Origin of the sequence: uncultured Maribacter sp., from assembly GCF_963977385.1 — a bacterium.
Lineage (GTDB): Bacteria > Bacteroidota > Bacteroidia > Flavobacteriales > Flavobacteriaceae > Maribacter.
The window spans coordinates 45,207-58,446 of the sequence record NZ_CAXBOU010000026.1 but is presented as its reverse complement, the minus strand read 5'-3'; the positions used below and the strand labels follow the sequence as shown (position 1 = coordinate 58,446).

Sequence of the window (13,240 nt, the reverse complement as noted above, 5' to 3'; positions counted from 1 at the left end):
AACTAACAACTAACAACTAACAACTAACAACTAACAACTAACAACTAACAACTAACAACTAATTATGCTTGTCATAAGCTAGGTTACCTTTCTTCCAAACCATGCAAGGTTTTAAGTTACCTTGGTTGTAGAGGATATCTTGGTAGTTATCACTGTGGAAAACAGCAAAATCGGCTAAAAGCCCTTCTTCTAGTTTTCCGCGATCAGAAAGGTTTAAAGCGGCTGCTGCTCTAAAGGTGATTCCTGATAAAACCTCTGCATTCGTCAATTTTTGAAACGTACCCAAAATACTAGCCTGGGTGAGTAAATCACCCATGGGTGCAGAACCTGGGTTGTGGTCGCTCGCTATTGCTAAAGCGGCACCAGCATCTAATAATTTACGTGCAGAAGTAAAATTACATCCTAACCCTATAGAAGCTCCTGGTAAGGCAACGGCAATGGTATCGCTATTGGCTAGTGTCGCGATTTCATTATCCGTACTTGCCTCTAAATGGTCAGCACTAAGTGCTTTATAATCGACAGCTACTTTACTGCCAGCAGGCGTAAATTGGTCGGCATGAACAGTAATGTCGAAATGCATAGCACGTGCTGTATTAAAATAATCTTTAATGTCTTGGGCTGAAAATGCACTTTCTTCTATGAATGCATCAATACGGTTAGCCAACTTTTCTGACTTAAGTATCGGAAATAAACGTTCTGCTATTTCTGATAGATATGCTGTTTCTGTTCCTTGAAAATCTTTAGGTAGCATATGCGCAGCTAGACATGTAGGTATTAAATCTGGCAACGCAGTAATATTAGCCTCTTTAATGGCCCTTAGCATTTTTAGTTCTTCATCTACAGAAAGACCATAACCACTTTTTACTTCGATAGTAGTAGTGCCGTTTTTTAAATGACGATTAGCAAGTTTTATGGTGCTTTTGGTCAATTCTTCTTGTGTTGCTTTTCTGGTTTGCGTAACCGTATCCCAAATACCACCACCCGCATGTGCTATTTCTAAATAAGATTTACCTGCATTTCGCATAGCATAATCCTTTGCGCGTGACCCTCCAAAACAAATATGTGTATGAGCGTCGATGAAGCCCGGTACACAAACATGATTTCCTTTTAGGGTTATGGTTTCTGCAATTTTATCGCTTTCTTTTAAAAGTTCAAAATCTCCTATTTTAGTAATAGTCGAACCGGTAATAATGATACCGCCATCTGAAACTATGTGCAATTCACTATCCTTAACAGCGCCTTTTAAAGGTATGCCGGTCATGGTAATAATTTGTTTGAAAGGGCCTATTAATGTTACTTTTTCCATATTTTCAATATACTTCGAATTCTGTTGAAAATTTGGTTTTTAAAGAAATGTTGTGTTCCTTTTGAACCCGATCTACAACTTTTATGATGGTTTTATTCTGAATCATTTCAATTCCTTTTTCAATATCGTCGGCGAAAATGCGGTCTTTTACAGCAAAGGCGACCTTCTCACGTACTGCATTATGAACTTCATCTAGGAAAACTCCAGATTTTAATGGTTTTCGAAATTCAAATGCTTGTGCTGCGGTTAACAATTCTATAGCCAGTATTTTCTCGACATTTCCAATAACCTGCAACGCTTTTCTCGCTCCAATAGAACCCATGCTTACGTGGTCTTCTTGGCCAAGGGATGTCGGAATACTATCTGCGCTTGAAGGAAAACAGAGTCCTTTATTTTCACTTGCCAAGGCTGCCGTAGTATATTGTAAAATCATGTAACCAGAATTGATGCCTGTATCATTCATCAGTAATTTAGGTACACCGGGACTATTACCTTCGAGCGCTAAATAAATTCTTCTATCGGAAATATTTCCTAATTCCGATGCTGCTAAACATGCGTAATCTAATGCCATGGCCAAAGGCTGACCATGAAAGTTACCACCACTAATGGTCAGTTCTTCATCAATAATTACTGGGTTATCGGTAACAGAATTCAATTCAACTTCTACCAGTTCTTTTAGGTGTAGCCAAGCGGTACGAGAAGCACCATGAACTTGCGGTATGCATCGAATGGAGTAGGGGTCTTGTACCTTTTCGCAATCAACATGGTCCTCCATAATTTCAGAACCCTTCAATAATTTTTTCACTCTTTTTGCAACATGAATATTCCCTTTGAATGGGCGTAAAGCATGAAGTTCATTGTAAAAAGGTTTTACAGAACCTTGTAACCCTTCAATCATCATGGCGCCAATAATATCGGCTTGCGCTAATAAGGAATGTAATTGCGAAACTACCTTTACCGCATGAGCCGCAATAAATTGTGTTCCATTTATTAAGGCCAAACCTTCTTTTGGACCCAACGCTATAGGTTCGAGTCCGGTTTTTTCAAACAGGGTTGCTGTTGTAATTAATTCATTTTTATATTCCACCTTACCCATGCCAATTAAGGGAAGAAATAGATGAGATAAAGGAGCTAAGTCACCCGATGCACCAACTGAACCTTGAGAAGGTACTATAGGAATAGCATCATTCTCTATATGCCAAATAATTCTTTTTAAGGTTTTCAGCGCAATACCTGAAAAGCCTTTTGCTAAGGATTGTGCTTTAAGAATTAGCATCAATTTTGCAATGTCTGTCTTTATTGGGTCACCAACACCTACACTATGACTTTGAAGAATGTTGGTTTGAAGAATATTCGTTTCCGATTTTGAAATCTTGGTAGTGCATAAGGGCCCGAAACCAGTATTGATACCGTAAACAGGATGTCCTTTGTCTACTATTTTCTGAACGATACTCCAGCTTTTTTCTATTTTTTTCTCTGTTTCATTAGAAAGAATTACAGAAATTTTATTCTCAGTAATTTCTAATGCCTTCCCAGTGGTAAGCCAATCTTCACCTAGTTTAAAAGTCTGTTTATTCATTGCTTTTGCGTTTCAAAATTTTAATTAAAATTAATACCTATTTTTAATACTTGGTAATATCAATTTTGTCATCAATCCATAACTATGAGTAATCAACTTGAGCTGCGTCATTTAAATTATTTTCTTGCGGTAGCGAATGAATTACATTTTAGAAAAGCTGCAGAGAAATTATTTATATCCCAACCCGGACTAAGTCGACAAATACGGCAAATGGAGGATATTCTTGAAACGCAATTGTTTGAACGAAACAAGAAAAAAGTTTCGCTTACACCAGCGGGTCATTATTTAAAGAAAGAAGTTGAGTTTATATTCAATCATCTTGAAAATGTTGAAAGACAATTAAAGTTAGTTGGCGATGGTAATAGTGGCGAATTGCGAATTGGGTTCTTAGGTTCGGCCATGCAACAGATTATTCCAGATTTGTTATTGAAAATTAAAGAGAATTACCCCAAAGTAAAAACATCGTTAGAAGAGCTTTCAAATTTTGCACAGGTAGATGGAGTTCTTAATGATCAATTAGATATGGGTTTCGTACGGGTTTCTCGTGTGCCCAATACTTTAAATATGAAAACTGTTTTTAGGGATACTTTTTCATTGGTACTACCAGAAAGATATCCAATGTTGACACGTGAATTTGAAGGAATGCATCAATTTGTAAATGAGGAATTTATACTTTTTAGTCAAGCGTATAGCCCTTTGTACTACGATACCATCATGAGTATTTGTAAAGACGCAGGTTTTGCACCGAAAGTCTCACATAAGTCGGTTCATGCACATACAATTTTTAAATTGGTAGAGAATCGCATGGGTATAGCTATTGTACCTACAGCTTTACAGAACGGATTTCAAATGAGGGTAAAATTTATTGAACTTAAGAATATTCCTCAGCGTGCAGAACTATCGGTTATATGGAAAAAAGAACATACGAATCCTGTTTTAAAAAACTGTATGGAGTTGCTGTTAGAAGGATAATGGCAGTAAAAAGGAATAGCTTTTTTAGCAGTTACCTAACATAATATGAGTTTGCGAAGGTTTAATTTTACATTGGTTACGATAACCAACGAACAACGAACAACGAACAACGAACAACGAACAACGAACAACGAACAACGAACAATGAACAATGAACAATGAGAATATGATATTTGAAATTATAAAGAAAAGAAGGTCCGTATTTCCAATACAATATAATGGTACACCCATTGCTCAAGCTGATATTGAAAAGGTGCTTGAAGCTGCTAACTGGGCACCTAACCATAAGTGTACAGAACCTTGGCGATTTAAAGTAATTCAAGGTGATGCCAAAAGTCGATTAGGGAAATTCTTGTCGAAGAAATATGAGGAGGTAGACCCTAGGCCAAAAGCGATAAAAATTAAAAAGCTTCAGGAGAATCCTCAAAAGGCAAGTGCTGTTATTGCTATTTGTATGCAGCGAGATAAAACGGAATCTTTACCTGAATGGGAAGAAGTGGCTGCAGTAGCTATGGCTGTTCAAAATATGTGGTTGTTATGTACAGAAATGGGTATAGGTTGCTATTGGTCTTCACCAGGACTCATAAAATTCATGGATGAGTTTTTAACTTTGGACGAAGGTGAAAAATGTTTAGGATTCTTTTATATGGGGAATTTTGACGGAAACCTTCCCGAGGGAGAACGAAATCCGATTGCTTCAAAAACAGATTGGATTAACGAATAAGGTTAATTAAAGAAAGGAAATAGCGCAGCTTTGTGTTGCCAGGCTTCTGAAATGAACAAGCCTAAGTATACAATGGCAACCAAGAATTTCATAAAAGTACCGGTTAAAAACCCTAGAAATGAACCAAAAGCCGCTTTCGTAGCGGTTTTTTTGTCTGCCTTATTTAACAATTCGCCAACTAAAGCACCTATAAAAGGCCAAATGATGATTCCGAAAGGTCCGAATACAGGAAAAATAAGTGCGACCACCAAGCCAACCGTGGTGCCTATTACACCAGCTTTTGTGCCACCAAATTTTTTAGTTCCTATAGCAGGTATCACATAGTCTAAGGCAAAAACTAGTAAAGCAATGGCTAAAGTGATTCCTAGAAACGTCCAAGTCATATTTATTGCGCTTGTAAAATGAAGTAGAAGTAACCCCATCCAACTAATTGGCGGCCCAGGTAGAATAGGTAAAAAACTGCCAATTATGCCTATAAGCATTAGTATAAAGCCAAGTATCAATAAGAATATATCCATAATTTAAAGTAAGTGCTTTTTATTAGACTAATATAGTTCTCTAAAGTTACAAGAGAATAAGCGAATATTATTTTTTTCAACTAAAAAATTAGTTCAAACTAAATATTTAGTTATATTTGAATATCAAACTAAAAGATTAGTTGAATGAAACAGTTGACAAAAGCCGAAGAAGAGATTATGCAAGTTGTGTGGCAATTACAGAAATGTAATGTTGCGGCAGTTATAGAAAAATTACCTGAACCAAAACCGGCATACAATACGGTTTCTACCATAGTACGTATTCTTGAAAGCAAAGGCTTTGTGGATCATGAGCAAGAGGGGAAAGGGTACTTGTATTTTCCTTTGGTGCAAAAAGCCGATTACAGTAATCAGTCTATTAATAAACTAGTAGACGGTTATTTTCAAGGTTCTTTTAAAAGTATGGTGTCTTTTTTTATGAAGAAAAATGATATGAGCTTGTCTGAACTTGAATCGGTATTGAATGAAATTAAAAAGGAAAAGCCATGATACAATACATTCTTGAGTGCATTGCCTTTCAATTACTCTTTTTGGTTATCTATGACTTTTTTCTAAAGCGAGAAACTTTTTTTCAATGGAATAGGGTGTATTTACTAGGTACATTTTTACTATCTCTGATTTTGCCATGGGTAAAAATTAAAGCATTTAAGCAACAAGTACCACCAACTTTTGCTGCGTATCCTGATTTTTTATGGAATTTAAATGGAGCACAAGGAGTAACTATTGAGAATCCCTCAGGTTGGCAATTATCTTGGCAAGAAGGTGTTTTTTATTCAGGAATGTTTTTTGCGCTTTTGTTTTTCGTAATAAAACTAAGGCAAGTATATCTATTGAAAAAGCATGGTGAGCAGGTTCAATTTCCAAATTTCACACAAGTAATCATAACAAATAGTAGCATCGCCTTTTCATTTTTTAAATCCATTTTTATTGGTGACAAGGTGCTAAAAATGAAACACGATACCATTATTGAACATGAGTTGGTCCATATAAGACAAGGTCATACTTGGGATTTATTATTCTTTGAATTCATGCGAATTGTCGCTTGGTTCAATCCCTTAGTATATGTGTATCAAAATCGAGTTTCAGAATTGCACGAATTTATTGCAGATGCTTATGTAGCCAAAGAAGACAAATCAGAGCAATATCAGCAGTTATTATCGCAAGTTTTTCAAACAGAATATATTTCATTCATCAATCAATTTTTTACAAAATCATTAATCAAAAAACGAATCGTCATGTTACAAAAATCAAAATCAAAAAAAGTCTGGCAGTTAAAGTATTTACTATTAATTCCTATGGTGTTGGGGATATTGTTTTATACCTCTTGTGAGGTGAAACCAAAATCTAATAACGGAGAAAATTCATTATTAGATTTAAATTTCTCAATGATAGATGAAGTACCTGTTTTTCCAGGTTGTGAAAATGTTGCTGATAAAAGAGCGTGTTTTAATGAAATGATGCAACGACATATTAGTAAGAATTTCTCATATCCAGATGAGGCACAAAAAGCAGGGATAGAAGGGAAGGTAAACATCATTTTTAAGATTGATGAGAACGGAAATGTTGTTGATTTAGTAATGAAGGGACCCGACCCATTATTGGAGGGCGAGGTTATGCGAATTATTAGCAAATTGCCAAAAATGCAACCAGCGAAACATCAAGGAAAAGAGGTCGGTATACCTTACTCTATTCCAATAGCTTTTAAATTGGGTTTAAACTCGTCAAAAGATTCAAATAAGGATTCTGAAAATAAAAGTGAAGTTCCTTTTGCCGTTGTGGATGAAGCTCCAATTTTCCCAGGCTGTGAGGATGCTACTGATAAACGGGCTTGTTTTAATGATAAAATTCAATTACATATTAGTAAAAACTTTAATTATCCTCAGGCTGCACAAGACGCAAATATTGAAGGTAGAGTTAGCACTATGTTTATGATCTCTTCGGAAGGAGTAATTGAAAACATTAAAATGCGTGGACCAGATAAATTATTGGAAGATGAGGTTGAACGCATTATTAAAAAATTACCAATCATGATTCCAGGAAAAAATGACGGTAAATCTGTAAATGTGCCTTTTTCTATCCCCGTTCAATTTAAGTTACAATAGAATAGTTAACATGATTAGTATTACTTATCGACATATTAATTGATTGAGGAACTCCTCAAAAAAATCGTAATTTCACCCGTAGAACAGGTGTGATGAAACGATATGTATACTTTCTTCTTTTTATTGGTATAAGTTCTTGTTCGTTATTTGAATCTAAACAAAAACGAACTCAAGAGCTTATAAACGAAGAATTGCGTCATATAGATTGGAATAGTGTTGACTCTTATCCCTTTTTCTACACCTGCGATGAAGCGGCAACTAAAGCAGAACAGAAGATATGCTTTGAGGAAACTTTAATTTCTCATTTTCAAGAAACCTTAAATGATTTTGAATTCACACTTACCGATAAGGAAAGTGAGACGGCAGCGGTTATTTTTGTAATCGATACGATGGGTAGAATCAATGTCACCGATATAGAAAAAGATGCTTCGGTATTAACCCAAATGCCAGAATTTGACGGAGTCATTACCCAAAGCTTAAAGAATCTTCCTAAACTTGCACCCGCTTTAAAAAGGGGGATTCCGGTGAATACCAAATACCGAATACCTGTTCAATTAAATACAAACTAAGCATTTTGGCGAACGAGAAAATTATTTTGGGTATTGACCCTGGTACAACTATTATGGGTTTCGGACTCATTAAAGTAGTAGGAAAAAAAATGGAGTTCATTCAAATGAACGAGCTATTGCTTCAAAAATATAACGATCCCTACACGAAATTAAAGCTCATTTTTGAGCGTACCATTGAGTTAATCGACACGTACCACCCAGACGAGATTGCGATTGAAGCACCTTTCTTTGGTAAAAATGTTCAATCGATGCTTAAATTAGGTAGAGCTCAAGGTGTAGCCATGGCTGCGGGACTTTCACGACAAATACCGATTACTGAATACCTTCCTAAAAAGATTAAAATGGCAATTACCGGTAATGGAAACGCCAGTAAAGAACAGGTAGCAAAAATGCTACAAAGTTTATTAGGACTAAAAACATTACCAAAAAATCTCGACAGTACCGACGGATTAGCAGCTGCCGTTTGTCATTTTTATAATGAGGGTAGAGTAGAAGTAGGTAAAAGTTATACTGGCTGGGATGCTTTTGTGAAGCAGAATGAGAAAAGGGTTAAGAAGTAGTTTTCAGTAATCAGTTTCAGTAGGCAGTAATAGTGAACAGATAAATAATAATAAATGCAGTTTCAAGATTTATTGGCTTATAAGAAGTCTTTTGCATTAGCAATGAAGATTTTTCATATTTCAAAGTTGTTTCCTAAAGTGGAAAAGTATTCTTTGACTGACCAAATGCGACGTTCGTCAAGAAGTGTCAGTGCTAATATTGCAGAAGCTTATCGAAAAAGAAGATTTCCTAAACATTTTATAAGTAAGTTGACCGATAGTGATGCGGAAAACTCAGAAACACAAACATGGCTTGAATTTGCATTAAAGTGTGAGTATATTGACCAAGGTACTTTTGATGAGTTAAAAAGCGATAGTGAAGAAGTAGGTAAGCTTTTAAATTATATGATTAATAACCCAACAAAATTTGGCTCAGAGTAATTTACTGTCAACTGCAACTGATTACTGAAAACTAAAAAAATGAGCGGAATTTATATTCACATTCCTTTTTGTAAGCAAGCTTGTCATTATTGTGACTTTCATTTCTCTACTTCTATGGGGAAGAAGGAGGCAATGGTGAAGGCGTTATGCAGAGAATTGGAACTACGTAAGGCGGAGTTTTCTAACGTGGTTGTTGAGACAATCTATTTTGGTGGTGGAACACCATCCGTTTTGCAAACCGATGAAATTGAACAAGTATTGAATTCGGTTCGTGCGAATTATAAGGTTATTGATAATCCTGAAATCACTTTAGAGGCGAATCCTGATGATTTATCCGAAGAGAAAATAGTGCAATTGGCAACGAGTTCTATAAACCGATTAAGTATTGGTATTCAATCATTTTTTGAAGAGGATTTAAAGCTGATGAATAGGGCGCATAATGCTGCAGAGGCTGAAAAAAGTTTGCAGTTGGCAAGGCAATATTTCGATAATATTTCCATTGATTTAATTTATGGAATGCCCAACATGAGTTTAGCGCGTTGGAAAGAAAATATTGATAAAGCTCTTGGATACGGAATTCCGCATATATCTAGTTATGCATTAACCGTAGAACCTAAAACCGCCCTTGCTAAATTTGTAGAAAAAGGATTAGTTTCACCTGCCAGTGATGAAGAAGCACAAGAGCATTTTAACCTCTTAAACGAAACCCTTTTAGTTGCGGGATTTGATTGCTATGAAATCTCCAACTTTGGAAAACCTGGTTATTACTCAAAAAATAATTCCGCTTATTGGCAGCAGAAAAAATATATAGGTATTGGTCCGTCAGCACATTCATTTGACGGATTACGTAGAGGGTGGAACATAAACAACAATCCGAAGTATATTAAATCGATTGAGCAAGATATCGTTCCTATGGAAGTTGAGGTCCTTTCTGCAACAGATAAATACAACGAATATATAATGACAGGCCTTAGAACTATTTGGGGAGTATCTTTAGATAGAATAGCAACCGAATTTGGCCCAAAGTTCAAGGAATATGCATTGTTGCAAGCCGATAAATTTATTAAAGAACATCTTTTGTTTATAGATAAAGAAACCCTTAGAACCACCAAGAAAGGTATGTTTTTGGCGGACGGCATTGCGGCAGATTTGTTTATGGTCAATCTGAAATAACCTTGGGAATAGAAAACCTTCTCGATTTGAATAACTTTATTAAGAACCGTTTAAAAAGTTGTAATTTTCTTAATTCAAAATACAAGGTTACATCAACCACTCATCTGCACACCTATTGACAGTAGTAAAATGAAGACCACCATATTCTATAAAACTAAAGAATACCATATTGACCTTTCGAAACCGTTAGATATTTCGATTGCAGTTAGAGGTAATAAAGAAAATGTAAATGCCTGGTATATTGATGCCCCGAAAATTGAACCACATACCAATGGTGATTTTGTAGGTAGTATTTCGGCAGGATCAAGTACTAATTTTTATGACATTTGGTTTAATCCGCATTCTCATGGTACACATACGGAATGTGTTGGGCATATATCTAAAGAGCATCAATCTGTAAACCAGAATTTACATCAGTTTTTCTTTTTGGCTGAGGTTATTACAATAGCTCCTTCAGAAGAGAACGGCGATTTGGTCATTACCAAAAATCATCTAAAAAAGCTGCTAGAAGATAAAACCCCTAATGCTCTTGTAATTCGTACCATACCGAATTCTAATTCTAAAATAAAAAGGCAATATTCAAATACTAACCCACCATACATTTTAGAGGATACAATGGAATACATTCGGGATTTGGGAGTAGACCATCTGTTGATTGATTTGCCATCTGTAGATAAAGAAAAAGATAATGGGCAATTATTAGCACACAAAGCATTTTGGAATTTTAATGGAGAGGTAAGGTTAGGTGCAACAATCACGGAATTTATCTATGTAAAGGATGCTATCGCTGATGGAAGCTATTTTTTAAACCTACAAGTAGCTCCCTTTGAAAACGATGCAAGTCCTAGTAGACCAGTACTTTATAAAATAGAATAATCATGAAAAATGTATTGAAATTAGAAGAAGTTGCCTTAATGGGCCTGGGTATATTTATGTTTGGCTTATTGGGTTATCAATGGTGGTGGTTGCCTGTGTTGATATTAACTCCAGATGTTTCTATGTTGGGTTATCTGTTAGGGTCTAAGATTGGTGCGTTATGTTATAATATAGTCCATCATAGGGCTGTTGCTATACTATTGTATTTCGTAGGTGCCTATTTTATGTTACCCATAGTAGAATTAATCGGTACAATTCTTTTTATACATATAGCCATGGACCGTATCTTTGGTTACGGACTTAAATATGATAAAGGGTTTAAGTTTACTCATTTAGGCGAAATAGGAAAGAAAAATGGATAATGTTTTTGATACGTTTCTTGGATTACTCTTAGGTGCTATTGGTACATATTGGGTTTTTACATTTTTTAGAGGAAAGAAAACCAAAGAAATTACTACACACCAGTCTACGGTGCTATTAGAGAAAATGAAGAGTGTTTGCAAACTCATATCAGTGGAGGGTGACTTTGCTGAAATTTATAAGTATGAGAATGTAAAGGATTTTATGAGCTTGGTAAGCAGTAAGAAAAAAGCCTTGGTCGTTATAAAGGCAAAAGCCCATATTGGGTATGATCTTAGTAAGTTGATGATGCATGCCGATGAGGACAGAAAACTGATAGTTTTAGATAATTTTCCTCAACCTGAGGTGTTGAGCATAGAACCAGAATTAGAGTTTTACGATATAAAGAGTGGATTTTTCAATTTTTTCGTACCTGAAGATTTAACCAAGTTGAACTCAGAGGCGAAAAAACACATTCGTGAAAAAATACCCGAAAGCGGATTAATGGATACTGCTCGTAAAGAAGCTTTACAGACTGTTTTGATAATGGAAAAAATTGTGGAAACTATAGGGTGGAAATTAGATTATTCCGCACTAAAAATACCACAACAACAAATAGATAAATTAGAAAACTAACGTTAAACTATTTAAATTTAAAAATGAAAAACATAATTTGTATTCTTGCAATAACACTAATGACCAGCACTGTTTTTGGTCAAAATGAAAATGAAATGAAAGAATTCGATTCCAATTTTTCCCATACTGTATTTTTTTGGTTGAAAAATCCAGATAATGCAGCAGACCGCGCAGCTTTTGAAACTTCTTTAAAGAAATTTTTAGATAATTCTGGTTATGCGAAGACCAAGTTTATAGGTATGCCACCAAGAGCTAGTAGAGATGTTGTTGATGGATCATTTACCTATTCCCTGATACTTACTTTTGATTCGGCTGAATCTCAGAAAGAATATCAAGATGAAGCTCCTCATAAGTTATTTATTGTGGAATCTGAAAAATTGTGGAATAAAGTAATCGTTTACGATTCTACCAGTATCTAAACGATATGTTCGTTTTTCGAGAGGCTGAACTCACAGATGTTGACCGTATTTCAAATTTGCATGCACAGAGTTGGCAACAGAATTACCGAGGTTCATTTAGTGATGAATTTTTGGATGATGAAGTCCATTCAGATCGGTTAAAAGTGTGGACAGAACGTTTCCATAATCCAAAAGAGAATCAGCATATTGTTATTGCTGAGGACAATGGGCAATTGTTAGGATTCATATGTTCCTATTTTGAGGAGAGCCCAATTTATGGTACCTATTTAGATAACCTTCATGTAAGTGATGCTGCTAAAGGAAAAGGAATCGGTACAAAATTGATGCGTAAACTTGTCCAAGAAATTAGTAGTAGAAACTATAAGAATGGTTTTTACTTATGGGTTTTGAATACCAATTATGCAGCGATTACTTTTTATGACCGTATAGGAGGTGAAGCTTTAGAGACTGTAGAGGCCAATGATATTGGAGATGCCGTTTTTCGAAAAACAAGATATGCATGGAAGGATATGAATGCCTTCCTTAATGTGGTTAAAACTAAAATTCGGATTGAAAAGTAATTAATAAGTGGTTTTACTTTTAACCAACAACCAACAACCAACAACCAACAACCAACAACCAACAACCAACAACTAATTAACAATGAACATCGAAGAATTTAGGGACTACTGTTTAGCTAAAAAAGGGGTTACCGAAACGTTTCCTTTTGATGAGGTTACGTTGGTCTTTAAAGTCATGGGTAAAATGTTCGCGCTTTGTGGGTTGGATCATGTGCCGCTGCGGTTAAATTTAAAATGTGACGCAGATAGGGCTATTGAACTTCGCGAAACTCATGACGGCATAATCGAGGGTTGGCACATGAGTAAAAAGCATTGGAATACAGTATATTTGGCCCAGCTTTCACCAAAATTACTTACCGAATTGATTGATCATTCCTATGATCTTGTGGTTTCTAAATTCACGAAAAAATTAAAGGCAGAACTCGATGCTATGTGAAAAGTAAGGCGAAACCATTTTCTAAGGTTATCT

At 35.5% G+C, this 13,240-nt stretch carries 17 protein-coding genes; 14 read left to right on the top strand and 3 right to left on the bottom strand.

Features of this window, described 5'->3' with window-relative positions:
- Window positions 1-58 precede the first annotated feature (58 nt).
- Both hutI and hutH read right to left on the bottom strand, forming a co-directional pair.
- A complete protein-coding gene (gene hutI, locus AAC084_RS20115) occupies window positions 59-1,306 on the bottom strand; it encodes an imidazolonepropionase (protein WP_339842084.1) in 1,248 nt (415 codons plus the stop codon).
- 4 nt (window positions 1,307-1,310) lie between these two features.
- Entirely contained in the window at window positions 1,311-2,885 is a 1,575-nt protein-coding gene (hutH, locus tag AAC084_RS20110) for a histidine ammonia-lyase (protein WP_339842083.1), read from the bottom strand.
- A gap of 84 nt (window positions 2,886-2,969) precedes the next feature.
- Here hutH and AAC084_RS20105 point away from each other — a divergent pair, with 84 nt between their 5' ends.
- Together AAC084_RS20105 and AAC084_RS20100 are read left to right on the top strand one after the other, a co-directional pair.
- The gene (locus tag AAC084_RS20105) at window positions 2,970-3,857 is read left to right on the top strand and encodes a LysR family transcriptional regulator (RefSeq protein ID WP_339842082.1); all 888 of its coding nucleotides are present in this window, start codon (window positions 2,970-2,972) and stop codon (window positions 3,855-3,857) included.
- Window positions 3,858-4,023: 166 nt separating this feature from the next.
- Window positions 4,024-4,581, top strand: a complete 558-nt coding sequence (locus AAC084_RS20100; RefSeq protein ID WP_339842086.1) for a nitroreductase — start codon at window positions 4,024-4,026, stop codon at window positions 4,579-4,581.
- A gap of 2 nt (window positions 4,582-4,583) precedes the next feature.
- Here the strand turns inward: AAC084_RS20100 and AAC084_RS20095 are convergent, their stop codons facing one another.
- On the bottom strand, window positions 4,584-5,099 hold the full coding sequence (locus AAC084_RS20095; RefSeq protein ID WP_339842081.1) for a DUF456 domain-containing protein: 516 nt from the start codon (window positions 5,097-5,099) through the stop codon (window positions 4,584-4,586).
- Window positions 5,100-5,243: 144 nt separating this feature from the next.
- On the opposite strand from AAC084_RS20095, the gene AAC084_RS20090 reads away from it, so the two are divergent.
- From AAC084_RS20090 to AAC084_RS20035, 12 genes are all read left to right on the top strand, one after another.
- Complete coding sequence (locus AAC084_RS20090; RefSeq protein ID WP_079511789.1) at window positions 5,244-5,606, top strand: BlaI/MecI/CopY family transcriptional regulator; 363 nt, start codon at window positions 5,244-5,246, stop codon at window positions 5,604-5,606.
- The gene (locus tag AAC084_RS20085; protein WP_339842080.1) at window positions 5,603-7,219 is read left to right on the top strand and encodes a M56 family metallopeptidase; all 1,617 of its coding nucleotides are present in this window, start codon (window positions 5,603-5,605) and stop codon (window positions 7,217-7,219) included. The genes AAC084_RS20090 and AAC084_RS20085 overlap by 4 nt, the downstream gene beginning before the upstream one ends.
- 92 nt (window positions 7,220-7,311) lie before the next feature.
- Entirely contained in the window at window positions 7,312-7,788 is a 477-nt protein-coding gene (locus AAC084_RS20080) for a hypothetical protein (RefSeq protein WP_339842079.1), read from the top strand.
- A gap of 5 nt (window positions 7,789-7,793) precedes the next feature.
- Entirely contained in the window at window positions 7,794-8,348 is a 555-nt protein-coding gene (gene ruvC / locus AAC084_RS20075) for a crossover junction endodeoxyribonuclease RuvC (RefSeq protein WP_339842078.1), read from the top strand.
- A gap of 54 nt (window positions 8,349-8,402) precedes the next feature.
- The gene (locus AAC084_RS20070) at window positions 8,403-8,768 is read left to right on the top strand and encodes a four helix bundle protein (protein ID WP_339842077.1); all 366 of its coding nucleotides are present in this window, start codon (window positions 8,403-8,405) and stop codon (window positions 8,766-8,768) included.
- A gap of 39 nt (window positions 8,769-8,807) precedes the next feature.
- The gene (gene hemW / locus AAC084_RS20065) at window positions 8,808-9,941 is read left to right on the top strand and encodes a radical SAM family heme chaperone HemW (protein WP_339842076.1); all 1,134 of its coding nucleotides are present in this window, start codon (window positions 8,808-8,810) and stop codon (window positions 9,939-9,941) included.
- A 129-nt stretch (window positions 9,942-10,070) separates the two neighbouring features.
- Complete coding sequence (locus AAC084_RS20060) at window positions 10,071-10,817, top strand: cyclase family protein (RefSeq protein ID WP_339842075.1); 747 nt, start codon at window positions 10,071-10,073, stop codon at window positions 10,815-10,817.
- Between the two features lie 2 nt (window positions 10,818-10,819).
- A complete protein-coding gene (locus tag AAC084_RS20055; protein WP_339842074.1) occupies window positions 10,820-11,179 on the top strand; it encodes a DUF4260 domain-containing protein in 360 nt (119 codons plus the stop codon).
- The gene (locus tag AAC084_RS20050) at window positions 11,172-11,792 is read left to right on the top strand and encodes a DUF4230 domain-containing protein (protein WP_339842073.1); all 621 of its coding nucleotides are present in this window, start codon (window positions 11,172-11,174) and stop codon (window positions 11,790-11,792) included. The genes AAC084_RS20055 and AAC084_RS20050 overlap by 8 nt, the downstream gene beginning before the upstream one ends.
- A 23-nt stretch (window positions 11,793-11,815) precedes the next feature.
- Window positions 11,816-12,211, top strand: coding sequence for a Dabb family protein (locus AAC084_RS20045; RefSeq protein WP_339842072.1), 396 nt, complete (start codon window positions 11,816-11,818; stop codon window positions 12,209-12,211).
- 5 nt (window positions 12,212-12,216) lie between these two features.
- Window positions 12,217-12,771, top strand: coding sequence for a GNAT family N-acetyltransferase (locus AAC084_RS20040; protein WP_339842071.1), 555 nt, complete (start codon window positions 12,217-12,219; stop codon window positions 12,769-12,771).
- Between the two features lie 82 nt (window positions 12,772-12,853).
- Window positions 12,854-13,207, top strand: a complete 354-nt coding sequence (locus tag AAC084_RS20035) for an MmcQ/YjbR family DNA-binding protein (protein WP_339842070.1) — start codon at window positions 12,854-12,856, stop codon at window positions 13,205-13,207.
- Window positions 13,208-13,240 lie beyond the last annotated feature (33 nt).